The sequence below is a fragment of the Bradyrhizobium sp. DOA9 genome, from assembly GCF_000617845.2.
Lineage (GTDB): Bacteria > Pseudomonadota > Alphaproteobacteria > Rhizobiales > Xanthobacteraceae > Bradyrhizobium.
In genome coordinates, this window is record NZ_DF820425.1 from 5,570,162 (window position 1) to 5,594,744 (window position 24,583).

Genomic DNA, 24,583 nt, shown 5'->3' on the forward strand with positions numbered 1-24,583 from the left:
GCGACCGCAAAAAGTCATCCCGGGGCGCGCAAAGCGCGGACCCGGGATCTCGAGTTTCCCAATGCGCATTGCGCATTGGGCCCGATCCTTACGCCGCGTGCACGCGGTCGAGGAAGCTCTCGACCTCGGCCTTCAGATGCAGGCTCTCGCCCGACAGCGCCTGGGCGGAAGCAAACATCCGGCTCGACGTCTCGCCCGTCTCGCTGGCGCCCTTGGCGGCGTGGCGGACATTGACCGCGACATCGGCGGTGCCCGACACCGCCGCGCGCACGCTGGCCACGATGTTGTGCGTCGCGCTCTTCTGTTGCTCGACGGCGGCCGAGATCGAGCCCGCGATGCCGCTGATGCGCTCTATGGTCTGGCTGATCGCCTTGATGGCGGCGACCGATTCCTCGGTCGCAAGCTGCATGCTCTCGATCTGGCTCGATATCTCGTCGGTCGCCTTCGCGGTCTGGCCGGCGAGCGTCTTGACCTCCTGAGCCACCACCGCGAAGCCGCGGCCGGCATCGCCCGCGCGTGCGGCCTCGATCGTCGCATTCAGCGCCAGCAGATTGGTCTGCTCGGCAATCGAGGTGATCAGCTTGACGACGTCGCCGATGCGCGCGCCGGCTTCCGAGAGCTGCGCGATGCGCTGGTCGGTCGCTTCAGCCTGCCGCACCGCCTCGGCGGAGATCTCGTTCGATTCCTGCACCCGGCGGGTGATCTCGGAGATGGATTGAGACAGTTCGTCGGAAGCGGACGCTGCCGAACGCACATGCTCGGAGGCGCTTTCGGAAGCTCCCGCCGACTGCGCGGACAGATCGGCCGTGGAGCGCGCGGTGTCGGTGAGCTGTCGAGCAGCGCGCTCGAACTCCCCTGACGATGCGAGCACCTTGTCGAGAATGCCGCCGACGCTGCCGCGGAACCCCTCGACGAAGTTGCGCAGTTCGGCCTTGCGCTGCTCGGCTGCGGCAGCACTTGCCGCCGCCTGTTCACTGCGCAGGCGCGCCCGCTCGTGCGAGTTGCTCTTGAACACCGCGACCGTGCGGGCGATCTCGCCGATCTCGTCGGCGCGGTCCTCGCATTCGATCGCGACGTCGCTCTGGCCGTTCGCAAGCGCGGTGAGCGAGTGCGTCACCGAGGTCAGCGGCCGGGTGATGCGGCGCACGACCAGCAGGGTCAGGACCAGCACCAGAAGCGCGGCAAGCCCGGCGGCGGCCGCCATGCTCTCCATCGCCTGGGACAGCATGCCCTCGAACTGCGCCATGGGGATGCCGACATACAGAATGCCGGCGACCTTGCCGGTGCCATCGGCAATCGGGAAATAGGCGGTCATGAACGTCTTGCCGAACAGCGTGGCCGGCCCCTTATAGGGCTCGCCACGGCGCAGCGGGGCCTGCCCCGGATGATCCGCGGCCAGCTGGGTCCCGACGGCGCGGTCGCCGTTTTCCTTCTTCACGTTGGTCGAGCGGCGGACGAACTGCCCGCTCGCCGCGTCGAACACGAACAGGGTCGCGTTGCCGCCGACATAGGACACCGACCGATCGACGATGGCGTGATCCCTCAAGTCGGGCATTTTCGGGATCTCGGCGCGGACCACCGCGCCGTCCCGGATCGTGATTTTGGCTTCGGGAACGGTCTCCGCAAAGGCCAGCGCCAGCGTGCGCAGATTGATTTCAATGTCGCGCAAGGCGCGGTCATTGAAAGCGGATGTCAGTGACCAATAGCCGGCGCCGACCACGAGCGCCGTGTTCATTGCGATCAGCAGCACCGCGCACAAGACGGCCTTGGTGCCGAGCTTGAACCGCGGCAGGAACTTCGCCGTGAGAAGATTGGACATGGATGGAATGACCCCCGTAATTCCTGCATAATCGTGCAATTGACTTACGGTCACATTAACGACGGTTACCCACCACCACTCGCGGCATGGTTTCCAATTCGTAAACGAGGCCTTCCCTGACCCCGCCCACTCCGCCGCCCGTCATCGTCTGGTTTCGCGACGATCTCCGCCTGTCCGACCACCCCGCCCTTCACGCCGCCGCCAAGTCCGGAGCGCCGGTGCTTTGCCTCTACGTGCTGGACGAGGCGGCGGGGCGAGCACCGGGCGGTGCGGCACGCTGGTGGCTGGCGCAGTCGCTGCGGGCGCTCGGAGCGGAGATCGCCGCGCGCGGCGGCTCGCTCGTCCTGCGCCGGGGATCGGCGGCCAAGGTGATCCCGGAGCTGGCGCGAGAGAGCGGCGCCCGCGCCGTCTATTGGAACGATATCGCGCAGGCGCCTCATCAGGCGGTTGAACGACAGCTCGCAGCCGCCCTGGCGAAGCTCGGCACGCAGACGCAAAGCTTTCCGGGCGACCTGCTGGTCCCGCCCGCGGCGATCCGCAGCAAGGACGGCCGGGGCCTGCGCGTGTTCACCCCGTTCTGGCGCCGCGTGCTGGCGCTCGGCGACCCGCCAAAACCCCTGCCCGCACCGAAGCAGCTCCGCCCGGCGCCGCGCATCGCAAGCGATCGGCTGGAGAGCTGGAAGCTCGAGCCGAGTGCGCCTGATTGGGCGGGCGGCCTGCGCGAGGCCTGGACCCCCGGCGCCGCGGCCGCTGAGCTGCGCCTGCGCGACTTCCTCAAGCAAAAAGTTCGAATGTATCTCGGCGACCGGGACCGTCCTGACCGGGAGGGCACCTCGCGGCTGTCGCCGCATCTGCGCTTCGGCGAGCTCAGCCCGCGCCAAGTCTGGCACGCCGCCCGGTTTGCCGCCGCGGAAGATCCCTCACGCGGGCAAGGCGTCGAAAAATTCCTGAGCGAGCTCGGCTGGCGCGAATTCTGCCGCCACCTCCTCCACGATCACCCCAACCTCGCCGCCGAAAACCTGCAGACGAACTTCGATGGCTTTCCCTGGCAGCCCGACGAGCAAGCGCTCGCCGCCTGGCAGCGCGGCCGCACCGGATATCCCATCGTCGATGCCGGCCTGCGCGAGCTCTGGCACACCGGGGTGATGCACAACCGGGTGCGGATGGTGGTGGCCTCCTTCCTGGTCAAGCACCTCCTGATCGACTGGCGCGAAGGCGAAGCCTGGTTCTGGGACACGCTGGTCGACGCGGACGCCGGCAGCAATCCCGCCAATTGGCAATGGGTCGCCGGCTGCGGTGCCGACGCTGCGCCCTATTTCCGCGTGTTCAATCCGCTTCTCCAGGGCGAGAAGTTCGATCCCGACGGAGCCTATGTTCGACGCTGGGTTCCGGAACTGAAGGACCTGCCGGCCAAGCTGATCCACCGGCCCTGGCAGGCAACGCCGATCGAGCTGGCGAGCGCGGGCATCACGATCGGCAAGACCTATCCGCAGCCGATCGTCGATCATGCCAGGGGACGCGAACGCGCGCTCGCCGCCTACGCAAAGATCCGCAAAGGTTGAGCGTTGCTTTGACACAATTTCGAAACCCGCTATCGTCATCGCTCCATGCAAACCGTGGGGGACGATATGGACGACGACAAGCCGATCACCGAACAGGCGATGGAGACGATCACCAGCGCCGTGGAAACGACCAAGGACGCGGCAGTCTCTGCAGTCAAGCAGGTGAAGAAAGCCGCCAAGAAGGTCGCGAAGAAAGTAGCGCCGAAGAAGGCGGCCAAGAAGAAAGCCAAGAAGGCTGCGAAGAAGACGACGAAGAAAGCCGCAAAGAAGTCGTCCAAGAAGGCCGCGAAAAAGTCGGCGAAGAAGGCCGCCAAGAAAGCCGGCAAGTCGAAGAAGAAGGCCAAGAAGGCCAAGCGCTGATCGCGCCGCGAGACGTCTCCGGGTGCGGGCGCGCCCGGAGACAGCGCATGCCTATCCTCGCCGCCAGGCTGCGCGCGGTCAGGACCGCCGATTGACCACAAGCACGGCCGCGGCGCAGAACGCCATGCCGACAATGGCAATCGCGTCCAGCTTTTCTCCGAACAGCAGATAGGCCATCAGGGCCGTGACGGCCGGGACCAAATAGAACAGACTGGCGACCGAGGTCGCCGCGGCGTGGCGGATCAGCCAGTACAACAGCCCGATCGATCCGATCGAGAGCGCGACCGCGAGCCAGGCGAGCGCGAGCACGAACTCCCGCGTCCAGTGCACCACGCGATCCTCGAAGAGGAAGGCGCCGACCGCGAAGAAAATGGTGACTGCCAGGTACTGCACGAGATTGCCGGCGCGCCAGTCGATGTGATTGCAATAGCGGCGTTGATAAAGCGTGCCGAGCGTGATGCTGACCAGCGAGACGATCGAGGCGAGCCAGCCGAGCCCGGCTTCGCCGGTCATCGGGCGGTTGTGCAGAATCAGCACCACCCCGCCAAGACCGAGCACGAGCCCGGCCCATTGCAGCGGCGTCACCCGTTCGCCGAGCCAGCGGTTGGCGATGGTGGAGGTCAGGATCGGCTGCAGCCCCGGGATCAGCGCCGAAAGGCCGGCCGGAATCGAATGCGCGATCGCAATCGCGGTGCCGCCGAGATAGAAGCCGTGGACGAGGATGCCGGCGACCGCGCTGTGCGCGATGCCTGCGCCATCAGGCCATTTCGGCCGCGCGATGCCTGCGATGATCGCCATCAGCCCGACCACGATCGCCATGCGGATGGCGAGATAGGTCAAGGGATCGGCATTGTCGACGACGTATTTGGTGCCGATGAATCCGGTGCTCCAGAGCAGCACGAACAGGATCGGCGCGGCGCGGGCGGCCAGGGTTTCTTGATTATGGTTCATTGCCGCCCTCATTGCCCGACCCAGGGGCCATGCGGCAATGCGAATTTCGCCGTGACGATGCTGCGCTGCGACGGACGATCGTGGTCCGTCTCAGCCGCTCACCATTCTTCCGGACAGGGATTGACGATCTTCCAGAGGTCGATCCCGTTCTTGATTTTCTTCATGTCGGTTGTGAGCCCGCCATTGCGGCGAATCCAGTCCTTCACCGTGTCGGGGTAGTAGGACATGAGATCGGAGGTGCCCTCGGCGCTGGTGACCTTGATGCCGAAGGTGAACGCCTTGTCGTAATAGGCCTGGTGGAAGCCGAGGCTCGCGCGCGGCGTCACGCAGATCTTGTTCATCGGCACGATGCCGAGCACGAGCGTGCAGGCCGAATTGCAGATGCCGTCGATGATGACCCGCTCGCCCTTCTCGCGCACCCGCTTGTACTTGGTCTTGTACTCCTCGACATAGCCGCCGTGGTCGCGGGTGATGCGCAGCTCGGCGCGTGCCGGCGTGGCAAGGGCGAGGCAGAGCAACAGCAGACTCGGAAGCGTGATGCGCATGGCGAGATGACGGCGAAGGCCTTCAGAAATGCACCGGACTCAAGGGACCGGCAAATGATCCCCGGGGCCGGCGGCAGAATTCTTAACCGAATAGTCTTTGGTCACACTTGTGTGGGGAATTCGTTAAGCATCCCGAAAAGGCCAAAAATGGGCAGGTTTCGGCCGCATGCCCGGCAATTCTGTCACACCCACGCGGAAATCTGCAGGATCGGCAAGGATTTCGGACCCCCCAAGCGATGCCTGATCGCCCGAAATTGCTATAAACGGCTGGCCTATTCGAGCAGGTTCCGGAGAATCGAGATGAGCAAGTTGACGCGTGTCGCCGCGGTTGCGGCCTTGACGGCTGCGGTTCTGGCCCCAGCCCTCGCCGAGGCGCACGGCCGCCGGTACCACCGCTCTTACGCCAACCCGCTGCCCTATCCGATCAGCTACCTGCACAATTACGGCCCCGGTATCACGCCCGGCACCTTCGCCTATTATGACGGCCCGGCGACCAACCACTGTTATCGCAGCGCGGCCGCCTATATCGGTCAGGACCGCCGGCGGCACCCCTGCTACTGAGGCGCCGCGGCCGCTGCGGGTCCTTTATTTGGCGGCGCCCGACCGCAGCAACTGCTTCTCGATCTCGTAGACCGGCAGCTTGACGAGGTCCTTGCCGACCTCGCCCTGCAGCGCCTTGCGCACGCCGTCCGAATAGTCGGCGCGGATCATGCCGAGCGCGCGCGGCGAAGCCACCATGGTCAGGGCCGTGGTCTCACCGGAGCTGACGGCGGCATCGAGCCGGCCGGCCAGGCTCCGGAGAAAGGCGCGCTCGGCGTCGTCGTGCCAATCGGTCTGCTCGACCGAGCTGCGTGCGCCGCCGGCTGCGCCATGCAACCGGCCAGGCGCGTCGGACCCTTGAGCGGCAGTCGCGGGGTTGGGCTGCTCGTGCACCTCCCTGGTGTGGAGGTTCGGAAACATCTCGTCGCCGAGGTTTTCCAGAATGAGTGCCTTGCGCCCGTCGCACACGACCAGCCAGTCGCCCTTGTCAATTCTCATCTTGTCCATTGCAACTTCTCCTTGACACTTGCAGACGCCGCATCCGGCATCAGAGCAGTTCTTCGAATTCCTCGAAGGACTTGCCGAATTGAGTCATCGCCTCCTCCAGATAGTCGGCGAGCATTGGCGTGCCGATCAGGTAAGATGCGGTGCGCTGGTTGTGCGCCTGCGCGGCCTGGGCGCGCAGTTGATGCCAATCGGGGAGATCACCGTCGCCGCGGCCGAGCCAGGTCAGCGCCACGAGATCGATCTGCTCGTCAACATTGAGAGCGTGGATGAAGCCCGCGAGCTCCGCGCGGTCGGTGGATTCGCCGCGCCCGCCGCAGCCGTAGCTCATGTCGTCGTCGCCAAAGTCCAGGACGACGCCACCCCCGCCAGCTTCGCTGTCGGACCGGCGCGATTTCGAGATCACGAAGAAGACCTTCTCCGGCGAGATCGACAGATCTGGAATGACTCGCATTCAGCTCACCTTGCCCGGCACCAGGCACCACGCCGCTGCCACAACAACGACAGTAAGAGCCAAGGCAAACTTGCGAATTGCGCAGGATCAAGGTCTGGTCACGGCATGGCCTGACGGCCTGCACCCCGCTGCCGAGCCGGGACGCGAGGGTCAGCTCGCGGCAGCTTTGTTCATCTGTATTACATTTCGGTTCGGCCACAATTTGATCCGAACAAGCTCGATATCCTGCATCGCGTAAGCGGAGGAAGACATCATGAATCTGAAGACTGGCCTTTTGGCTGTGTCCTTGTTCGGCGCCCTCGCGGCATCGTCGACAGCGTCCGCCATGCCGATCGCGCCTGCACCTGCGACACCGCAGGCTTCGGGCATCGAGCGGGTCCGCATGGTCTGCGACGCCTGGGGACAGTGCTGGTGGCGGCCGAACTATTATGGCTACTACAGGCCGCGGCCTTATTATTACGGCCCGCGGTATTATGGGCCGCGCTACTACGGTCCGCGCTATTATGGGTACCACGGCTATCGCCGCTGGTGACGTTTGAAGGGGCCCTCGGGCCCCTTCGCTTTTGCGAGATCATGTCTTGCCTGGATCACTGGCCCGAAGCAATTCATGTCTGATCTGGATCAAAGATGCGATCAGCCGAAAAGGTCACTTATGACCACTTGACCGATCGTGTTTCGGTACCATCAACATGAACGTGCAGAGCGTCGAGAAACGGCGATGATCCGACCGACTTCATGGCATGATGTCCGCAATACTACGGCCTGAAATTCGGTTTACTGAAACCCGATGTTTCGCCATTGATGGCGATGCATCGACGTTCATTTGATTGTCTCATTTCAGCGGCCGGCCAGAATCATGTTGTTCGACGACCTCGCTCCCTCCTCTGCGCTTCAACTGATCGGCTTCTCCGATGTCGATGCGTTTCAGCCGATCGAGACGATGGAGGATGCGAGGAGCATTCCGCTCGACATCCCGAACTTCGCGGCGGCCCGAGCCATCGTTTCCCTGCCGGCGTGCCGCATCATCATGATGCGATCGTTCGCGCGAATCCTCGACACCGCCTATCGCATGCCGGGCGGGATGGTGATCCTGTCGATGACCGACGATCTTCAGGCCAACTTCAAGGGGGTGGATCTGGACGCGCGCTTCTTCGCCGCCCTCCGCGGCAACGATGACTGCCATTTCGTCGAGCCCCGGACCAATCATCACGCCATGATCATTTTCTCCCCCGAACTGAGGGATCGGGGCTGGTTCGACCGCGCCGATCAGTTGCGCGCCCATGTCGCGAACCGGCCCGCCCTGCTCCACACGCGACAGCTCCTGCTCGATATCCTGCGCACCGCATCAGTGCAGCCGCGCCTGTTCGAGACGACCGAGGTTGCGGCCCATCTCCAGGAAGGCCTGCTGCTCGCGCTCGACGATCTGTTTCGAATCGATCCGGTGTCGGATCGGAGCGCCTCGGTCCAGGGCGAACGGGCGATCAAGCTCGTGCAGCGCATCGACGACTATGTCGCGACCTTCCCGACCGCTCCGATCTACACGGCCGATCTCGCCCGCGAATTCGACGTCTCGATACGCACGCTCGGCGGCGCCGTCAGCAAGGTGCGAGGCATGAGCCTGCACCAGTACATTCGCCTGAAGAGGCTGTGGGCAACCCGCGTCCGCCTGCTCAAGGGCGGTGGCGTCACCGTGGCCACCTGCGCTCGTGCCCAGGGCTTCCATCATCTCGGCGAATTTGCCGCGGCCTACCGCGCCATCTTCCACGAAGCCCCCTCCGACACGCTGGCGCGCGGCCGGCAAAGCGGTGTCCCGGGAAGCTGATGGACGCCGGCCCTCGCCGCGGCCATCCGGCGCCCCGCGTCTTCCCAGAACATATATGGAACAGAGACGACTGGCGCGCTCGGAAGGATTCGAACCTCCGACCCTCGGAATCGAAATCCGATGCTCTATCCAGCTGAGCTACGAGCGCCCTGGCCCGGGCGGCGGGCCACCGAGATTCGCCGGCGGACGCTGGCGACAAGCCAGCACACCCGACGGCGTTCGGATCGGTTCGAATTAGCAGAGCGGCCCGCCAATAAAAAGCCCTTCCCACCTCGATCGGGGGTGGCCGAAGGCGCCGTTACCAGGTCGTGTTGAAGAGGCCGAAATGCGGCTGCTGCGCGACCAGCATCATGGGACGGCCCGGCTGCGGCGCCGGCTGCGTCCTGACGATCTTGCGCTTGGGCTGAGCCTGCACCGGAGAAGCCTGGGCCTGGAAAGTCTGGGGCTGAGCGGCCTCGGACGTCCTGGCCGTGGCGGCCCCAGCCTTCGGCGCCGGCGCGAACTGGGCGAAGGTTTCGCGCACCCGGGTCTTGGCCGACATCTCGGCCAAAGCCGGCGAGAGGCTCTCCTGGACCGGCGGCTGGGGAGCCGCAGCTGCGGCGGTCTGAACCGCGGGTGCGGCCATCGTCGGCAGGCTGGTGTCGAGGACGACGCGCTCAGGCAGATGACGATTCGACCGAATTCGAATCTGCGGCTGGTCGTTGGCTGCGGTCGCGACCGCATGCGCGACGGGCGGCGCCGGCAAGACGAAATCCGCCGCGAACAGCAGTGCGAGCAAAGCTCCACCGACGAAGATGAAATACCTAAAGATGGGCATTGGCCGTGCTCCGCCCCCCGCATTCCCGCGTGGGCTCTCCTCGCTCAACAGGCGATCTTCCAATTGGTTCCTGGCCCAGCCATTCGGTTCAAATGGTGATGCACGGTTTTTGGCCAAGGACCGCAGAAGGTAACTTTTCAGCTACCGGAACACGCCGCCTTCAAGCCCGACGTGCTGCAACCAGCGAGCATTTCGCCTGATCGGCATTCACGTTGACGACGCCGATTGGGATACGCACAAAGGTCTTGCGGCTCTTCATGCTGACCGGATCCGCCAGCACGCGGCTGCGGTCGGTCAGATGACTGCCGTCGCGCCGCGTGAAGGCGCAGACGATCTCGACATCCTTTACGGCATAGTCGTTGTCGTTTCGCAGCGTCAACGTCACCAGGGCTTTGGAGCCGAGGCCGCCGCGACGCCAGGTCTGCGATGAAATCCTGAGACGACCAAGTTCTGCCGTCGCCGGCATCTGTGCTTCGGACGCCGGGGAGGCCATTGCCGACGCATCGCCGGAGGGAGACGCTTCAACAGCCGCCAGCTCCGCCCTCACCGGCTCAGCACTGTTGCCCTTGGAAAGAGGCAACAGCATCCAGATGCCGCAGCCGACGATGATGGCCGCCAGCAGCCACAGAAGGCTTCGGCCGAATGAGACGCTCGCAATCGTCACGGTCCGCGCAAGTCGTTCGCCGGTGCCGGCGAAGCGCCCCAATCCGGTTCGGTCGAGCTTCGCGTTCATCGTTCCACACCGATCGCGGCCGCAGCACCGTCGAAGACGGACTCGGCCAGAGCTTACCTTAATCCCGCCAACGAACTAAGGTTCCCGCGCATCACGCGAGTCGGCAACAGCGGTGGCGACCACCGGCCGGGGCCGCTAACATGCGCCGCAACATCGAAGGACCCGTTGGAGACCATCAAATGCCATTCGCCGTCACTTGGGATCACGTCCATCTGCGCAGCCCCGATCCGGAGGCCACGGCAGCCTGGTTGCGGGACATCCTTGGTGGCGAGATCGTGCACGCGCCCGGACGGATCGACGTGAATCTCGGCGGCGCCAGGATCTTCATCGCACCGCTCAAGGGCGATGGTGCGGTCAACCCGCCGCCTCCCCACCCGCATCAGGGCCTCGATCATTTCGGCTTGACGGTGAAGGACATCGACGCCGTCGCGGCCGAGATCAAGGCCAAAGGCGTCGCCTTCACGCGCGAGCCGACGACCATCCGGCCCGGCGTGCGCATCTGCTTCATCCGCGGGCCCGAAGGCATTTCGATCGAGCTGCTCGAACGCGACAAGAAATACACCTGACGCGACGGGTCGCCCGACGACGTCACGCCCGAAGGCTAAGTCATGCTACCGGGCATAAAGCAACGGATGGTGACGCCCATGTAGCCGTAGATCGGCCAGACCATGGTGCGTCCCACTCGGTTCGGCTCCGAGATCACCGCCTCCTCGGGCACATCGACCCAGACGAGCTCCTGCTGCTGGCCGTCGAGCGCGTAGCCATAGCGCGGGACGCGGACGCGATAATGCCCGTCCTTGCTGTCCCAGTCCGAATCCGAGAGCGCCGATCCGTCGGCATCGGAGCAGCAAGGCCCCTTGCCGCTGCGCAGACTGTCGAACCAGGACTTCAATTCAGGACTGGTGTTGGCGAACTGCCCGCGGTCGCGCGCGTGCCCCGAGGAGGCACCGAGCGCGATCAAAGTCAAGGCTGCCAGCCGCGTCAGGTTTCCCCAGCTTATCGCGTCGCCGATCCGCCGTTGTTCGCTTTTGAAATTCGTGGGACGCACACTGTACAGACGCGGCTCATTGCCGCCGGAATCGATCCAGTTGGTCACGTTCGTCTTGCTCCAGCACCCCGCGGCCAGTGCAACAATGGTTATGCATTTCGCGGGCCAACTCTGATTCGCAACGTCAGGCCTCGCCTCACCATCAGAGCGTCATGACGGTGTCACGGACAAGCCGGGACAATTACGGCTCCGCAGTGGGCGAGCCGACCGGCAAACTGCCGCGTTGCGCGAGAGGATGGGCTTTGGCATAAAAGCCGGACCGGTTGCGCCATTGGGCGATGGCGGCCGGCCTGCGGGACGTTATGAAAAACGGCCTCTATTCAATTCACGTGACCCTGCTCGATGGTCGAGTCGGCAAGGGTAGCGGCGTGATTCTTTTCCGCGACGGCAAGATCCTCGGCGGCGATGCCTACCTCTATTACACCGGCAGTTACTCGGTGAAGGACAACAACACCTTCAAGGGCGAGGTGCTGGTGCAGCGGCACACGACACCTCGGGGCGATGACAACCCGCTGTTCGGCGGCCCTGCCCCGGTCGGCATCGGCGTCACCGGCAGCTTCACCGAAACGCGCGGGGAGATGACCGGCACTGCGCTGGTCGGCAAGGCCAGCCAGATCTTCGGCGCGACTCTGCACAAGCTTGCGGACGTCGATTAGCTATTCCGCGGCCTGTTCGAGCGGCGCCACGCGAGGCAAAATGATCTGAATGCGCGTGCCGCCACCCGGCTCGGAATCGAGATCGAGCCGGCCGCCGAGCCGATTGGTCACGATGCTGTAGACGATATGGAGCCCTAGGCCGGTGCCTCCCTGGTCGCGCCGCGTCGTGAAGAACGGATCGAAGGCGCGGCGGCGGACGTCGAGCGACATGCCGCAGCCATTGTCGGAGAAGATGACCTCGACATTGTCCTTGCCGGACTCGCGCACCTGGATCTCGATCGTCCCGGGCCTTCCGTCCGGGAAGGCGTGCGCCACCGAATTCAGGAACAGATTGGTCAGCACCTGGCCGTACGGGCCGGGATAGCTGTTCATGGTCAGGTCGGGCTGACACTCGACGTTGAGCGTCAGATTGTGCTTACGCAAGCCCGGTCGCAGGCTCATCACCACCTGCTCGGTGAGGTCGCCGAGATCGAAAGTCCGCTGGTCCGAATAGTTGCGGTCGGCCGCGACCTGCTTGAACGACTGGATCAGCTCGGCGGCGCGGTTGAGATTGGAGACGAGCTGCGAGGACGCATCGCGGCTGGTGCTGAGGAAGTCGTTGAGCGTGGAGCGGCGCAATTCGCCACGCTCGACTTCGGCGGTGAACATCGCGGTCTTGCGCTCCAGCGCGGAGGCGACCGTGAGGCTGATGCCGACCGGATTGTTGACCTCGTGGGCGACGCCGGCGACCAGGCGCCCGAGCGCGGCGAGCTTCTCGGCCTCGATCAGCGAGGCCTGGGTCTCGCGCAGATTGCGCAGCGCGGTTTCGGCGGCTTCCTTGGCCTTGCGCATCTCCTGCTCGCCGCGCTTGCGCTCGCCGATATCGAGCGCAACCGTCACGATCCGCTCGATCTCGCCGTCGGGGTCGAGCAGCGGCAACTTGTTGACCAGCCATTGCCGCATGTTGCCGGAGGCGTCCTGATACTCCTCCTCATAGAAACCGAGGCCCTTGCGGAGCTTGAGGACCCGCTTGTCGCTCTCGTCGGACTTTGCCGCCCCATAGCGCGACATCAGGTCTGCCGTGGTGCGGCCGAGCGCCTCGCCCGGCTCGATGCCGAAAATGCCGGCCATGTAGCGGTTCATCAGCACGTAGCGCAGTTCGCGGTCCTTGACGTTGATGACCGCGGGCACGGTGTCGATGACCTGCTGGAGCAGGCGCCGACCCTCGGCGATGGCTTCCTCCGCCCGCTTCTGGTCGGTGATGTCGCGCAGCGTTCCCTCGTAGCGGACGATGTTGCCCGCTTCGTCGCGCACGCCGGTGGCGCTGTCGGAGAGCCAGAGGATGTCGCCGCTGCGCTGGCGCACCTGATACTCGAATTCCCGCACCATGCCGTCGCGTGCCATCAGCCGCTGGTATTCGGCGCGCGCCTCGGGATGAACGTAGATGGTGTGGGCGATGTCGCTGATGCTGTCGATCAGCTGCTGCGGGCTGTCATAGCCCATCATGCGCGCCAGTGCCGGATTGGCGTTGAGGAGGTCACCGGCCGGCGTCGTCACATAGATGCCGTCGATGGAGCCTTCGAACAGCTTTCGGTAGCTCTCCTCGGCCAGGCGCTGTTCGGTCAGCGCGCGCACCGCCGCCTCGCGCGCGGTGTCGGCCTCCTCCAGCGCGCGGCGAAACACTTCGGCCGCCCGCGCAATGTCGCCGATCTCGTTGTCGAGGTCGGCGGACGGAATCGAGGTATCTTTCCGGCCGGCGGCAAGCGCGCGAATGGATCGCGCGATCTGAGCGAGCGGACGCACCGTCCTGCGCACCACGAACCAGGCCGCGGCGATTCCGATGAGCACGCCGACCGTGCCGAGCACGATGCTCTGCCATCGCGCCTCGGTCAGCGTCCGGGCGAAATCGCGCGACAACACGTGGCCGCGCCGGGAGCTGACCTCACGCAGCAACTCGGTGACGCGGCCGATCAGCCGGCCTTCGGTTCCCAGCACCTCGCGATCGATGTCGGCGATCTGGCGCTCGCGGACGGCGACGGCCATGATGGCCTCGGCATAGTCGTTCACCGCCGATTTCAGCTTGGCATCGGCAATATCGAGCGCTCGCATTCCCTGTGCGGCCTGCTCGGCCGCGGACGGGTTGCGCGCGAGCAGCCCGAGCGCGATCCGGCTCTGCCCCTCGGCCAGGCGGGACGCCAGCTCGCGGTCCGCGGCGCCTGCGATTGCCGCGTCGAATTGTTCGCGCAGCGGCGGCAGTCCGGCAAGCAGCTGGGCGCGGCGGTCGATCAGGGTGGATATCCGCTCGAGGCCGGAGCGATAGGTCGCAAGCCGCTCGGTGACCCCGTCGATCATGTCCTGCTGCTCGGGCGCGAGCTCGATGCGGGTCTTCTTCAGGATGTCGCTGAGCGTCGAGGCCGCCTCGCCGACCTGCTGGAACTGGATGCCGGCCCCGGGATCGGTGACGAAGTCGCGCGCGGCAAGGCGCAATTCGTTCATGCGGCGGTCGATGTCCTCGGCGAGGTCGCCGACGCTCTGCAGCCGCTGCAGCTCGGCGAAGGTCGTATCGATGTGCCGGATCGCGATCACGCTCGCCGTCGAGGTGACGATGATCACCGCCAGCACCAACAGGAAGCTGCCGAAGGTGAGCTGGCCGATGGAGAGCGAGAAGGTTCGCCTTTTCTCAGGGGGCGGCGTCAATTCGGCGGACATTGGTAATTTGAGGACCGGACTGCTGGAAATCCAATATACGACGTATTGCTGCCCGGGGGGAACATGCCTCGGGGGGCGGAATATCGTTAATATCGGAACTGCCGCCCGCTTCGGCTTTACGACAGTTTGACGCTGGCGGCCCTGCGGGCCGGGATTCATCGATACTTCTTCCAGTATCGAAGTGTGTCAGCCGACGGCCCCGACCTCGAACACCTCGCCGTCATAGCCGGCTTCGGGGGGAATGCGGAGCTGACGGCCAGCTGCGGTCTTGGTCATCACCGGCATCACCGTGACGATCGACATGCCCCGGGCATGCTCTAGCGCCGCGCTCACGCTCGGCTGCTTGGCGAGCCGGATCAGATTGCGCGTGGTCGGGAACGGCAGCTTGAAGCGGCCGCTTTCGCCGCCCACCACCGCCTCGCGCGGCGAGATCCAGATCGAATCGGTGGATTCCCGCCCATCATGAGCACCGAGCTGATCCGGCGGCGCCGCGGCCAGGAAAAACCAGGTGTCGAACCGCTTCGGCATGCCCTCGGGCGTGATCCAGTGCGCGTACGGCACCAGCGTGTCGAGCGCGAGCTGGAGATTGTTGTCGGCGAGAATGTCGAGGAAGCTGATCTTGTGCTCGTTGAGCGCGACGCGGTGCGCGTCCGCGATCTCGCCGGCGCGGTCGGCATCGACCGGCAGGCCAGTCTGCTTCGATCGCGCCAGCAGGATGCCGCTCTCCTCGAAGGTCTCCCGGATCGCGGCGATCCGGAAGCCGCGGTCCGCTTCGCTCAAGCCCTCACCGCCTGAATAGAGGTCGACGCGAGCAAAAATCTCCTTGTCGCCGGCATCGACACTGCCGCCGGGAAACACCAGCGCGCCCGAGTTGAACTCGATCTGATGATGGCGAACCATCATAAACACCTCGATTTCCTGTGCTGCGCCATCGCGCAGCAGCAGGATCGTCGAAGCCGGGCGTGATGCTGATGTCTCGGCCATGGAGGCTAACCTGCGGCGCTGGATTGCGGGCCGAGATTGGCGCGCTTGTCGAAACGGGCAACCCGCGACAACAGATAATCGACCTCGGCCTTCGCTGTCGCCGTCATCGTCGCGCCGGGCTTGCGCTGCGCGCTGGAGGCGATGATGCCGCGCTTCTGCAGCACGTATTTGCGCACGGTGAGGCCGACGCCGGGCTGCTGCTCGTAGCGAATCAGCGGCAGATGCGCATCGAAGATGTCATGCGCGGCGTCGCGTTTGCCGGCCTTGGAGAGGTTCACGACGTCGATCAGGAGTTCCGGGAAGGCGTAGCCGGTCATGGCACCGTCGGCGCCGCGCTCCATCTCGAAGTCCAGGAAGGTGCCGCCATTGCCGCAGAGGATCGAGAGCGGACGGAGCGAGCCGTCCTTCTGGAAGCCACGCAGCGTCGAGATCTTCTCCAGGCCCGGCCAGTCCTCGTGCTTGAGCATCACGCAGTTCGGATTGTCCATGACGATCTTGCGGATCACGGCAGGGGTGAACACGACCTGCAAGGTCAGCGGATAATCCTGCAGCACCCAGGGCACGTCAGGGCCGATCGCTTCCGCCGCCTGCTTGAAATAGCCGATGATCTGGTCGTCGGTGCGAAGCGAGGGCGGCGGCGCGATCATGACGCCGGCCGCGCCCGCGTCCATCGAGGCCTTCGCCAGCGCGCGCATGGTGGCAAAGCCCGGCGCGGAGACGCCGACGATCACCTGCATTTTCTTGGCGCGCTTGACGTAGCGCACCGCGACCTGCTCGGCTTCAGTGGCATCGAGCTTGGGGGCCTCGCCGAGGATGCCCAGCACCGTGACGCCGTCGCAGCCGACCTCCTCGTAGAAATCGGTCAGGCGGTCGATCGAGCGCTCGTCGATCCTTCCGTCGTCGTGGAACGGCGTCGGCGCGATTGCGAAGGTGCCCTTGGCGTCGGCGGTGAGTTTCATCGTCTTCCTTGTTTGTCTCTGTCGATGGCTAAAACCGCCGCGCTCCCATCTTGATCTGCTCCTCGGAGAAGAAGATCTCCTTGGCGTGATCGACGATGTCCTGGGCGTTCCAGCCCGAGTGCGGCGGCTTCCAGCCTTCCATTTCCATCATCCGCATCTCGCGCACGCCGCGGGGCCCGGACACGCCCAGCACCTTGCCGGTCTGGTCGCCCGACAAGTCGCTGACCATGTATAGCACGGCCGGCGCGATGCCGTCCGGCCCCAGCGCCGCTCCCGGGTTCTCCTTATAGCGGGGCAGGTCTGCGGTCATGCGGGTCAGGGCGCCTGGCGCCAGCGTCCAGATCCGGATGTTGTACTTGCGGCCCTCGATCGCGAGCACGTTGGACAGGCCCCAGATGCCGCCCTTGGCCGCGCCGTAATTGGTCTGGCCGAAATTGCCGATCAGCCCCGAGGTCGAGGAGGTGTTGACGATGACGCCGCCGCCGTTTTCCCGCATCCAGCGAAACACCGGCAGGGTGCAACAAAAGGTGCCCTTCAGATGCACCTTGATGACCTTGTCCCAGTCGGCCTCGCTGGCCTTGTGAAAGGTCTGGTCGCGGAGGATGCCCGCGTTGTTGACGAGGATGTCGGCGCGGCCAAAGTGCTTGATGGCGTCGTCGAACACCGACTGGCCGCCCTCCATGGTGGAGATGTCGGCCCCGTTGGCGACCGCCTTGCCGCCCTCGGCCTTGATCGCGTCCACCACCTGCTGCGCCATGGAGGTGTCGGCGCCGGAGCCGTCGCGGGGTCCGCCGAGGTCGTTGACGACGACCGAGGCCCCTTCCCGCGCGAACAGCTTTGCGTAGGCCTCACCGAGCCCGCCGCCCGCGCCGGTGATCAGCGCGACCTTGCCGTCGAGTAGTCCTCCCATGGTGGCTCCTCCCTGTTTGTTTTTATTCTCTCGTGTCCCGGACGCGATGCAGCGTGCAACGCTGCTTCGCAGAGCCGGGACCCAGCTCTTGTCGGGCACTCTGGGCCCCGGCTCTGCAGCGCACCGCTAAGTAGCGCTGCGCTGCGTCCGGGGCACGAGACCGGCCTAACCCAGCACCGTCTTGCCGTTCTTGATCACGGTCACCCCGCGCGACTTCACCTTGGCTTCGAACGAGATCACGTTACCGTCCTTCCAGAGGTCCATGGTCACGGTCTCGCCGGGATAGACCGGCGAGGAAAACCGCGCGACGTGCTGGCGGAAGGCGCTGGCGTCGTAGTCGGCATAGGTCTGGAGCACGCCGCGGCAGGTGATGCCGTAGGTGCACATGCCGTGCAGGATCGGACGGGGAAAGCCGGCCTTCCTGGCGAATTCCGGATCGGAGTGCAGCGGGTTGCGGTCGCCGCAGAGGCGATAGACCAGCGCCTGGTCGGGGCGCGTGGTGATGTCGATGGTCTTGTCGGGCTCGCGCGATGGAATCTTGTGCGGATCAGGCTGGGTCAGGTTCGGCCCGCCGAAACCGCCGTCGCCGCGGGCAAAGCGCGAGGCGACCAGGGTCGCCAGCTTCTCACCCTTCTCGTTCTTCAGCACGGTCTGGTGAACGATGACGACGCCCTTGTCCTTGCCCTTGTCGTAGACTTCGAGCACCGAGGAGTCGGCCGTGATGTTGGCCGCGACCGGCAGCGGCTGGTGGAAGGTGATGTCGCGCTCGCCGTCGACCACCATGACGCGGTTGAGGTTCATCTCGCCGGGCCCCGAGCCCCAGGCCGCGACGGAGGCGAAGGTCGGCACCACCTTCAGCGGCCGCGGCGTGAACGTGCCCTCGTTGACGAAGGCGAGCTCGTTCTCGTCCATGGGGTCCGCGCCTAGCCCGATGCCGTAGGCATAGAGCATCACCTCGCGGTCGGTGTAGGCGTATTTCTGGCCGAGATTTTTCAGGCCTTTGAGCTCTTCGTATCTGGCGGACATGTTGTCTGTCTTCCTCCCGGTCTCTCCGCGAGCAGCGGCGCCCGTTGATGTGCCCTCTCCCCTTGTGGAAGAGGGCAGCGAGAGCCGTGCGGCAAACTCATTTGGGTGAGGGGTTGCTTCCGCACGGAAAGTCTCTCCGTGGAGAGAACCCCTCATCCGGCGCTTCGCGCCACCTTCTCCGGCAAGGGGAGAAGGGAAGAATTCTAGGCGACCGTGAAGAACGGCAGCGGAGCGCCATCCGTCGGCTTGAACACCACCTTCACCTTCTGGCCGATCTTCAGCTTCTCGAGATCGCAGTCGACGAAATTGGTCTGCACCGACGGGCCCTCCTTCAGCGTGACGTAGCCGATGGCGTAGGGACCGGTCGGCGACTTCCGCATCAGGCTCCAGGTGTATATCGTGCCTTCGCCCGAGGCTTGCTCCCACACCGTCTTGTCGGAGTAGCAGAACGGGCAGATCGAGCGGGGAAAGTAATGCGCTTCGCCGCAGGCGGTGCAGCGCTTGATCATGAACTTGCCCTCTTTCGCCGCGTCCCAGAACGCTGCAGTCTCGGGGTTCGTCACGGGGGCCGGATACTTTTTCACTTCGCTCATCACACGCGCTCCAGAATGGCCGTCGAGGCGGCGTGGCGGACGCCGAGCAGGCCGCCGGTGCCGTGGGCGATGGCGAGATCGCAATTCTTGACCTGCACCTTCGGATGCGCCTCGCCGCGCAGCTGGCGCACGGCCTCGAGGATCTTGGTCATGCCGCCGCGGTTGACCGGATGGTTGCTGCAGAGGCCGCCGCCGTCGGTGTTGAACGGCAGCTTGCCGACGCCCGAGATCAGGTTGCCGTCTGCGACGAACTTGCCGCCCTCGCCCTTCTTGCAGAAGCCGAGGTCTTCCAGCTGCATCAAGACGGTGATGGTGAAGCTGTCGTAGATCGAGGCGTATTTGATGTCCTTCGGCGTGATGCCGGCTTCCTCGAACGCGCGCGGGCCGGACCAGATTCCGGCGGAGTAAGTGAGGTCGAGATCCTTGCCGCCGCGCGGGCCCTTCATGGCTTCGCCATGGCCAATCAGGCGCACCAGCGGCTTCTTCAGGCTCTTGGCAATCTCCGGCGTCGTGACGATCATCGCGCCGCCGCCGTCGGAGACGACGCAGCAATCCATGCGATGCAGGGGATCGGAGATCATCGGCGAGTTCAGGACGTCCTCGACGGTGACGACGTCCTTGAGCATTGCATGCGGATTGTATTGCGCATGATGCGAGGCCGCGACCTTGATCCAGGCGAGTTGCTCGGAGGTGGTGCCGTAGTCGTGCATGTGGCGCATGGCACACATGCCATAGGCATTGTGCGTGGTCGCTCCGTAAGCGGTTTCGAAATCGACCTCGGCGCCTGAAGCGCGCGGCGGCATCGCGCCGGTGCGCGGCTTGCCGGCGAGCGTCACCAGCGCGATCGAGCATTTGCCCGCGGCGATCGCCTCGGCGGCATGGCCGAGATGGATGATGTAGGAGCAGCCGCCGGTCTCGGTGGAATCGATGTGGCGAAGCTTCTTGGTGTTCAGGCCGAGATAATCGACCATCGGCCAGGCGCCGCCGGGCGCATCGCCCGCGCAGAAATAGCCGTCGATATCGTCCTTGCTGATCCCGGCATCCTCGATCGCACCCTTGGCGACCTCGGCATGGAGCTGGGCGGTGGATTTGTCCGGCGCATGCCGGGTCGGGTGTTCGTAGATCCCGGCAATGTAGGCCTTGCCCTTGATGGTCAAACTTCAGTCTCCGCTCGCGTCTCGTCTTAGCTTTTTGTTTGGCGCTTTTTTCTGAACCGCACCGGGGCGATTGGCAAGCGGGGAAATATTCCGCCCCACGAGAGGGTGACGGGTCGACGCGAGGGAAGCACATCCGAAATCCGGGCCCCGGATAGGGAGCGACCCTGCCCGCGTCGTCGTTGCGAGGAGCCCTTGCGACGAAGCAATCCAGAGTCCCTCCGCGGAAAGATTCTGGATTGCTTCGCTGCGCTCGCAATGACGGAGTTCGCCGATGCCGACGTCGCTGTTTCCACTCACAGCTGAAACGCAGGCACACCCCCGCATCCCCGCGGCGCGTGTCGCCCGAGTTTTGCTCCCGTCTTGCTCCCTCTCGAAACAAAGGGCGCAGGGAAGACCGGGTGCCGGCTTGGCACCCACGGTCCGCTGTGCGCAAATTGCGCGAAAAACAGGTGCACAGCGGCATACAGGTGCGGCCAAACATCCGGCCTTCCCTGCGCAGTGGCTTTACGGCTTATGTCGCGCTCTCCTCGGGGAGCGATGCACTATTGCCCCCGTCGCCTTGCGAGTGACCCGCAAGACTTGACGCACAGACCCCGGGCGTCAGGACCACACGATTTTGCCGTACGCGAGACCGCGCCCGTCGTGCACGAGACAATCGCCCGCGCGACGCAGCCCGCGCCCACCGCCGCTCACCCCGCGTTTCGTGACGATCGCGATACGCCCCTTTGAGAGGGATGAGGTGGGGAAGCGATACGACAATTCCGAATTTCGGTAAAGCGGAATGTTTTTCGGCAAGCGGATTGACCCATGGCGTGGGTGTTTTGCCTGACGGGTAGCGCAAGATATTGGTGCCGTAGGGTGGGCAAAGGCGCAACGCGCCGTGCCCACCATCTCGTCGAGATCAATCCGAAGACGTGGGCACGCTGCGCTTTGCCCACCCTACGAGACCTACTCCGCCGCGATCTGCCTTGGCGCCGGCGGCGGGTTGGCGAGGTCCGCAGCGAGCTGGGCATAGCGGGCCTTGGCGTCGTGCACCGCCTTCTCCTTCACCGGGCCGTAGCCGCGGATGCGGTCGGGCAGCGAGAGCAGCTCGACCGCGGTGTCGATCGTGACGGGCGACAACAGGCCGATCACGGTGGCGACGTCCTTCTCGTAGCCGGCGATGAGGTCGCGCTCGAGCTTGCGATCGGCGCTGCGGCCGAAGATGTCGAACGGTGTGCCGCGCAGGAACTTGAACTTGGTCAGCACGCGGAAGACCTTCAGCATCCACGGGCCGAAGGCGCGCTTCTTGGGGCGGCCGAGGGCGTCGAGGCCGCCACCAAGGATCGGCGGCGCGAGATTAAAGTTGAACTTGAAGTCGCCCTCGAACTGGTCCCGAAGCTGCTGTTCGAAGGCGCCGTCGGTGTAGAGGCGCGCGACCTCGTATTCGTCCTTGTAGGCCAGGAGCTTGGCGTAGTTCACCGCGACCGCGCGCGGCAGCGCATCGCCATAGCCGCCCTTCGCGGCCGCATCGCGGACCTGGTCGACCAACTTGCGATAACGCCTGGCGAGACGGGCGTTCTGGTAGGCGGTGAGATGCTTGGCGCGATGCTCGATGACCTCGTCCAGCGTCATGGCCTCCAGCGTCTTCGGCGCGACCACCTCGTCCGTGCCCTTCAGCATGTCGGCCAGGCGCGCAGGATCGGCGACCGCGAGACGGCCGAGGCGGAAGGCTTCCTTGTTCATCTTGATCGAGACGCCATTGACCTCGATGGCCTGCTCGATCGCTTCCGCGGACAGCGGCAAGAGGCCCTTCTGATAGGCATAGCCCATCATCATCATGTTGGTGGCGATGGCATCGCCGAGCAGCTGCTCGGCAGGCTTGGTGAAGTCGAAGAACACCGTATCCTTGTGCAGCGCGGTTTCCAGCAACCCGTTCAGCTTGCGGGTCTGGAAGTTGAAGTCGCGGTTGAGGATGAAGTCGGCGGTGGGAATGACGTGGCTGTTGATGATGCCGTGGGTGCGGCTGGAGTCACAAAGGGTGATCGTGTCCTTGGCGACTGCGACGACTTCGTCGGCGGCGAGCACGAGATCGGCCGTGCCGGTGACGATGCGCGAGCAGGTCACCTCGGCCGGATGATCCGACAGGCGGACATGGCTGAGCACCGCCCCGCCCTTTTGCGCGAGGCCCGACATGTCGAGGATCATCGAGGCCTTGCCCTCGATATGGGCGGCCATGCCGAGCAGCGCGCCGATGGTGAGCACGCCGGTGCCGCCGACGCCGCCGACGGCGATGTTATAGGGTTTTTCCAACGTCGGGCGCGACGCGGGCTCGGGCAGCGCGCCGATGTCACCGAGATCGGCCGGCGCGCGATGGCGCGGCTTGCCGCCATCGACGGTGACGAAGGAGGGACAGAATCCCTTCAGGCAGGAATAGTCCTTGTTGCAGGACGACTGGTTGATGGCGCGCTTGCGGCCGAACTCGGTCTCCAGCGGCTCGACCGAGATGCAGTTCGACTGCACCGAGCAATCGCCGCAACCTTCGCAGACGGCCGGATTGATCATGACGCGGCGCGCCGGATCCTCCATCAGGCCGCGCTTGCGGCGGCGCCGCTTCTCGGCCGCGCATGTCTGCACGAACACGATCGCCGAGGTGCCCTTGAACTCGCGGCACATCTTCATGACGCTGTCGAGCTCGTCGCGATGATACTTCTTCACGCTGGGCGCAATGGTATCGGCCGGGTAAGCGTCGGGGTTTTCCGAAACCAGATAGAGCTCGCGGATGCCTTCGGCGTAAAGCTGCTGGGTAATCTGCTGCGGCGAGAGATCGCCGTCATGACGCTGGCCGCCGGTCATCGCGACCGCGTCGTTGTAGAGGATCTTGTAGGTGATGTTGGCCTTGGAGGCGATCGCCTGGCGGATGGCGAGAATGCCGGAGTGGAAGTAGGTGCCGTCGCCGAGATTGGCGAAGATGTGGTTCTCGTTGGTGAAGGGCGCGATGCCGACCCAGGGCACGCCCTCGCCGCCCATGTGGGTGAACGTCTCGGTCGAGCGGTCCATCCACAGCGCCATGAAGTGACAGCCGATGCCGGCAAGCGCGCGGCTGCCTTCGGGCACTTTCGTCGAGGTGTTGTGGGGACAGCCGGAGCAGAAATACGGGGTTCGGGAGACAGGGGCGACCGCCTGCATCTGGGTCGCCTGGCGGCCGTTGAACCAGTCGGCCTTGACGCGGAGCATCTGTGCGATTTCAGGATTGAGATCAAGTCGAAGCAGTCGCTCGGTCAGCGAGGTCGCGAGCGAGGCGACGCTGAGCTCGGCGGCAAAGGTCAAAAAGCGCTTGTCGTGCTCGTCCATCTTGCCGACGATGCGCGGGCGCACGTCGTCGCGCCAGTTGAACAACACCTGCTTGACCTGGTTCTCGACGATCTCGCGGCGCTCCTCGATGATGAATATCTCCTCCAGGCCGACGGCGAATTCATGCACGCCTTCCGGCTCCAGCGGCCAGGGCATGCCGATCTTGTAGAGGCGAAGGCCGATTTTGGCGGCGACCTCCTCGGTGATCCCCAACTCGCGCAGCGCCTGGCGCACGTCCTCATAGCTCTTGCCCGAGGCCATGATGCCGAAGCGGGCGTTCGGCGAATCCATGGTGACGCGGTTGACCTTGTTGGCGCGCGCAAAGGCGATCGCGGCAAAGCCCTTGTAGTCCTGCAGGCGCCGGTCCTGCTCGAAGCGGTCGTCGGGCCAGCGCAAATTGAGGCCGCCAGGGGGCAGCTCGAAATCGGCGGGGATGATGAAGGGCTTCATCTCGTCGGTGAGATCGATCTCGGCGGTGGTCTCCACCGTCTCCGTGATCACCTTCATGCCGACCCAGCAGCCCGAATAGCGCGACATCGCGATGCCGAGCAGGCCCATCTCGATCATCTCGTGGATGCTGGACGGGTAGAGATACGGCATCAGCGCCGACATGAAGGCATGGTCGGACTGATGCGGGACGGTCGAGGATTTCGCGCCGTGGTCGTCGCCGGCAAGGCAGAGCACGCCGCCGTTCTTGGCCGAGCCCGCGGCATTGCCGTGGCGGAACACGTCGCCGCAGCGGTCGACGCCGGGGCCCTTGCCGTACCAGATGCCGACCACGCCGTCGTATTTGGCGCCCGGCGAGAGGTTGAGCTGCTGCGAGCCCCAGACGGCGGTCGCCGCCAGATCCTCGTTCACGCCGGGCTGGAACTTGATGTTGTACTGCTCGAGATGTTTTCGCGCGGCGAAGAGCTGCTGGTCGTAGCCGCCGAGCGGCGAGCCGCGATAGCCGGAGATGAAGCCCGCGGTGTTGAGGCCGTTGGCGCGGTCGCGCCGGATCTGGGCCATCGGCAAGCGGACCAGCGCCTGGATGCCCGTGGTGAAGACGTGTCCGGTTTCCTGGGTGTATTTTTGATCGAGACTGATCGGCCCCTGGTTGATGCCCATGCTGTCCTCTTTCCA

Annotated in this window: 23 protein-coding genes and 1 tRNA gene; 7 read left to right on the forward strand and 17 right to left on the reverse strand. The window is 64.9% G+C overall.

Annotation, left to right across the window (positions count from 1 at the left end):
- Nucleotides 1-88 precede the first annotated feature (88 nt).
- Nucleotides 89-1,819, reverse strand: a complete 1,731-nt coding sequence (locus BDOA9_RS26195) for a methyl-accepting chemotaxis protein (protein ID WP_025036927.1) — start codon at nt 1,817-1,819, stop codon at nt 89-91.
- Between the two features lie 170 nt (nt 1,820-1,989).
- Here BDOA9_RS26195 and BDOA9_RS26200 point away from each other — a divergent pair, with 170 nt between their 5' ends.
- Complete coding sequence (locus BDOA9_RS26200; protein WP_244521595.1) at nt 1,990-3,381, forward strand: cryptochrome/photolyase family protein; 1,392 nt, start codon at nt 1,990-1,992, stop codon at nt 3,379-3,381.
- Nucleotides 3,382-3,447: 66 nt separating this feature from the next.
- Nucleotides 3,448-3,741: a hypothetical protein gene (locus BDOA9_RS26205; RefSeq protein ID WP_025036929.1), complete on the forward strand. Its 294-nt coding sequence runs from the start codon at nt 3,448-3,450 to the stop codon at nt 3,739-3,741.
- A 78-nt stretch (nt 3,742-3,819) separates the two neighbouring features.
- Here the strand turns inward: BDOA9_RS26205 and BDOA9_RS26210 are convergent, their stop codons facing one another.
- Nucleotides 3,820-4,692 (reverse strand): DMT family transporter, encoded by an 873-nt coding sequence (locus BDOA9_RS26210; RefSeq protein WP_025036930.1) that lies wholly within the window; start codon nt 4,690-4,692, stop codon nt 3,820-3,822.
- Nucleotides 4,693-4,790: 98 nt separating this feature from the next.
- Entirely contained in the window at nt 4,791-5,237 is a 447-nt protein-coding gene (locus tag BDOA9_RS26215; RefSeq protein ID WP_025036931.1) for a hypothetical protein, read from the reverse strand.
- A gap of 300 nt (nt 5,238-5,537) precedes the next feature.
- Here BDOA9_RS26215 and BDOA9_RS26220 point away from each other — a divergent pair, with 300 nt between their 5' ends.
- Complete coding sequence (locus BDOA9_RS26220) at nt 5,538-5,798, forward strand: hypothetical protein (protein WP_025036932.1); 261 nt, start codon at nt 5,538-5,540, stop codon at nt 5,796-5,798.
- A 24-nt stretch (nt 5,799-5,822) separates the two neighbouring features.
- Here the strand turns inward: BDOA9_RS26220 and BDOA9_RS26225 are convergent, their stop codons facing one another.
- Nucleotides 5,823-6,284 carry a host attachment protein gene (locus BDOA9_RS26225; RefSeq protein WP_025036933.1) on the reverse strand — a complete coding sequence of 154 codons (462 nt, stop codon included), beginning with the start codon at nt 6,282-6,284 and terminating at the stop codon, nt 5,823-5,825.
- 40 nt (nt 6,285-6,324) lie between these two features.
- A complete protein-coding gene (locus BDOA9_RS26230; protein ID WP_025036934.1) occupies nt 6,325-6,735 on the reverse strand; it encodes a DUF3775 domain-containing protein in 411 nt (136 codons plus the stop codon).
- Nucleotides 6,736-6,988: 253 nt separating this feature from the next.
- Between BDOA9_RS26230 and BDOA9_RS26235 the strand changes: the two genes are divergently transcribed.
- Entirely contained in the window at nt 6,989-7,267 is a 279-nt protein-coding gene (locus BDOA9_RS26235; protein WP_025036935.1) for a hypothetical protein, read from the forward strand.
- Between the two features lie 324 nt (nt 7,268-7,591).
- Nucleotides 7,592-8,557: an AraC family transcriptional regulator gene (locus tag BDOA9_RS26240; RefSeq protein ID WP_025036936.1), complete on the forward strand. Its 966-nt coding sequence runs from the start codon at nt 7,592-7,594 to the stop codon at nt 8,555-8,557.
- A gap of 71 nt (nt 8,558-8,628) precedes the next feature.
- Here BDOA9_RS26240 and BDOA9_RS26245 read toward each other — a convergent pair.
- The 3 genes from BDOA9_RS26245 to BDOA9_RS26255 all read right to left on the reverse strand — a co-directional run bounded on the left by BDOA9_RS26245 (nt 8,629) and on the right by BDOA9_RS26255 (nt 10,107).
- Nucleotides 8,629-8,705: transfer RNA gene (locus BDOA9_RS26245), tRNA-Arg, on the reverse strand.
- 150 nt (nt 8,706-8,855) lie between these two features.
- Entirely contained in the window at nt 8,856-9,374 is a 519-nt protein-coding gene (locus BDOA9_RS26250; RefSeq protein WP_025036937.1) for a hypothetical protein, read from the reverse strand.
- 160 nt (nt 9,375-9,534) lie between these two features.
- Nucleotides 9,535-10,107 carry a hypothetical protein gene (locus BDOA9_RS26255; protein WP_025036938.1) on the reverse strand — a complete coding sequence of 191 codons (573 nt, stop codon included), beginning with the start codon at nt 10,105-10,107 and terminating at the stop codon, nt 9,535-9,537.
- A gap of 179 nt (nt 10,108-10,286) precedes the next feature.
- Between BDOA9_RS26255 and BDOA9_RS26260 the strand changes: the two genes are divergently transcribed.
- Entirely contained in the window at nt 10,287-10,673 is a 387-nt protein-coding gene (locus tag BDOA9_RS26260) for a VOC family protein (RefSeq protein ID WP_025036939.1), read from the forward strand.
- A 35-nt stretch (nt 10,674-10,708) separates the two neighbouring features.
- Here the strand turns inward: BDOA9_RS26260 and BDOA9_RS26265 are convergent, their stop codons facing one another.
- Entirely contained in the window at nt 10,709-11,203 is a 495-nt protein-coding gene (locus BDOA9_RS26265) for a hypothetical protein (RefSeq protein WP_025036940.1), read from the reverse strand.
- Nucleotides 11,204-11,457: 254 nt separating this feature from the next.
- Between BDOA9_RS26265 and BDOA9_RS26270 the strand changes: the two genes are divergently transcribed.
- A complete protein-coding gene (locus tag BDOA9_RS26270) occupies nt 11,458-11,811 on the forward strand; it encodes a GrlR family regulatory protein (protein ID WP_025036941.1) in 354 nt (117 codons plus the stop codon).
- On the opposite strand, the gene BDOA9_RS26275 is transcribed toward BDOA9_RS26270, so the two are convergent.
- The 8 genes from BDOA9_RS26275 to BDOA9_RS26310 all read right to left on the reverse strand — a co-directional run bounded on the left by BDOA9_RS26275 (nt 11,812) and on the right by BDOA9_RS26310 (nt 24,568).
- A complete protein-coding gene (locus tag BDOA9_RS26275; RefSeq protein WP_025036942.1) occupies nt 11,812-14,499 on the reverse strand; it encodes a PAS domain S-box protein in 2,688 nt (895 codons plus the stop codon).
- A gap of 186 nt (nt 14,500-14,685) precedes the next feature.
- On the reverse strand, nt 14,686-15,483 hold the full coding sequence (locus BDOA9_RS26280) for an NUDIX hydrolase (RefSeq protein ID WP_025036943.1): 798 nt from the start codon (nt 15,481-15,483) through the stop codon (nt 14,686-14,688).
- Nucleotides 15,484-15,488: 5 nt separating this feature from the next.
- Nucleotides 15,489-16,442 carry a dihydrodipicolinate synthase family protein gene (locus tag BDOA9_RS26285; protein ID WP_025036944.1) on the reverse strand — a complete coding sequence of 318 codons (954 nt, stop codon included), beginning with the start codon at nt 16,440-16,442 and terminating at the stop codon, nt 15,489-15,491.
- A 28-nt stretch (nt 16,443-16,470) separates the two neighbouring features.
- On the reverse strand, nt 16,471-17,352 hold the full coding sequence (locus BDOA9_RS26290) for an SDR family oxidoreductase (RefSeq protein WP_025036945.1): 882 nt from the start codon (nt 17,350-17,352) through the stop codon (nt 16,471-16,473).
- A 165-nt stretch (nt 17,353-17,517) separates the two neighbouring features.
- Complete coding sequence (locus BDOA9_RS26295) at nt 17,518-18,378, reverse strand: MaoC family dehydratase (RefSeq protein ID WP_025036946.1); 861 nt, start codon at nt 18,376-18,378, stop codon at nt 17,518-17,520.
- Between the two features lie 203 nt (nt 18,379-18,581).
- Nucleotides 18,582-18,971, reverse strand: a complete 390-nt coding sequence (locus BDOA9_RS26300) for a Zn-ribbon domain-containing OB-fold protein (protein ID WP_025036947.1) — start codon at nt 18,969-18,971, stop codon at nt 18,582-18,584.
- Nucleotides 18,971-20,128 (reverse strand): thiolase domain-containing protein, encoded by a 1,158-nt coding sequence (locus BDOA9_RS26305; protein ID WP_025036948.1) that lies wholly within the window; start codon nt 20,126-20,128, stop codon nt 18,971-18,973. Before BDOA9_RS26305 ends, BDOA9_RS26300 begins: the two co-directional genes overlap by 1 nt.
- 948 nt (nt 20,129-21,076) lie before the next feature.
- Entirely contained in the window at nt 21,077-24,568 is a 3,492-nt protein-coding gene (locus tag BDOA9_RS26310; RefSeq protein WP_025036949.1) for an indolepyruvate ferredoxin oxidoreductase family protein, read from the reverse strand.
- Between the last annotated feature and the right edge of the window lie 15 nt (nt 24,569-24,583).

What these genes read in the sequence shown, in the direction of transcription:
- BDOA9_RS26220 (WP_025036932.1), top strand. Translation starts at nt 5,538, where the DNA reads ATGAGCAAGTTGACGCGTGTCGCCGCGGTTGCGGCCTTGACGGCTGCG.
- BDOA9_RS26285 (WP_025036944.1), bottom strand. Translation starts at nt 16,442, where the DNA reads ATGAAACTCACCGCCGACGCCAAGGGCACCTTCGCAATCGCGCCGACG.
- BDOA9_RS26270 (WP_025036941.1), top strand. Translation starts at nt 11,458, where the DNA reads ATGAAAAACGGCCTCTATTCAATTCACGTGACCCTGCTCGATGGTCGA.
- BDOA9_RS26280 (WP_025036943.1), bottom strand. Translation starts at nt 15,483, where the DNA reads ATGGCCGAGACATCAGCATCACGCCCGGCTTCGACGATCCTGCTGCTG.
- BDOA9_RS26235 (WP_025036935.1), top strand. Translation starts at nt 6,989, where the DNA reads ATGAATCTGAAGACTGGCCTTTTGGCTGTGTCCTTGTTCGGCGCCCTC.
- BDOA9_RS26295 (WP_025036946.1), bottom strand. Translation starts at nt 18,378, where the DNA reads ATGTCCGCCAGATACGAAGAGCTCAAAGGCCTGAAAAATCTCGGCCAG.
- BDOA9_RS26310 (WP_025036949.1), bottom strand. Translation starts at nt 24,568, where the DNA reads ATGGGCATCAACCAGGGGCCGATCAGTCTCGATCAAAAATACACCCAG.
- BDOA9_RS26300 (WP_025036947.1), bottom strand. Translation starts at nt 18,971, where the DNA reads ATGAGCGAAGTGAAAAAGTATCCGGCCCCCGTGACGAACCCCGAGACT.
- BDOA9_RS26260 (WP_025036939.1), top strand. Translation starts at nt 10,287, where the DNA reads ATGCCATTCGCCGTCACTTGGGATCACGTCCATCTGCGCAGCCCCGAT.
- BDOA9_RS26250 (WP_025036937.1), bottom strand. Translation starts at nt 9,374, where the DNA reads ATGCCCATCTTTAGGTATTTCATCTTCGTCGGTGGAGCTTTGCTCGCA.
- BDOA9_RS26255 (WP_025036938.1), bottom strand. Translation starts at nt 10,107, where the DNA reads ATGAACGCGAAGCTCGACCGAACCGGATTGGGGCGCTTCGCCGGCACC.
- BDOA9_RS26195 (WP_025036927.1), bottom strand. Translation starts at nt 1,819, where the DNA reads ATGTCCAATCTTCTCACGGCGAAGTTCCTGCCGCGGTTCAAGCTCGGC.
- BDOA9_RS26240 (WP_025036936.1), top strand. Translation starts at nt 7,592, where the DNA reads ATGTTGTTCGACGACCTCGCTCCCTCCTCTGCGCTTCAACTGATCGGC.
- BDOA9_RS26210 (WP_025036930.1), bottom strand. Translation starts at nt 4,692, where the DNA reads ATGAACCATAATCAAGAAACCCTGGCCGCCCGCGCCGCGCCGATCCTG.
- BDOA9_RS26215 (WP_025036931.1), bottom strand. Translation starts at nt 5,237, where the DNA reads ATGCGCATCACGCTTCCGAGTCTGCTGTTGCTCTGCCTCGCCCTTGCC.
- BDOA9_RS26290 (WP_025036945.1), bottom strand. Translation starts at nt 17,352, where the DNA reads ATGGGAGGACTACTCGACGGCAAGGTCGCGCTGATCACCGGCGCGGGC.
- BDOA9_RS26230 (WP_025036934.1), bottom strand. Translation starts at nt 6,735, where the DNA reads ATGCGAGTCATTCCAGATCTGTCGATCTCGCCGGAGAAGGTCTTCTTC.
- BDOA9_RS26205 (WP_025036929.1), top strand. Translation starts at nt 3,448, where the DNA reads ATGGACGACGACAAGCCGATCACCGAACAGGCGATGGAGACGATCACC.
- BDOA9_RS26275 (WP_025036942.1), bottom strand. Translation starts at nt 14,499, where the DNA reads ATGTCCGCCGAATTGACGCCGCCCCCTGAGAAAAGGCGAACCTTCTCG.
- BDOA9_RS26225 (WP_025036933.1), bottom strand. Translation starts at nt 6,284, where the DNA reads ATGGACAAGATGAGAATTGACAAGGGCGACTGGCTGGTCGTGTGCGAC.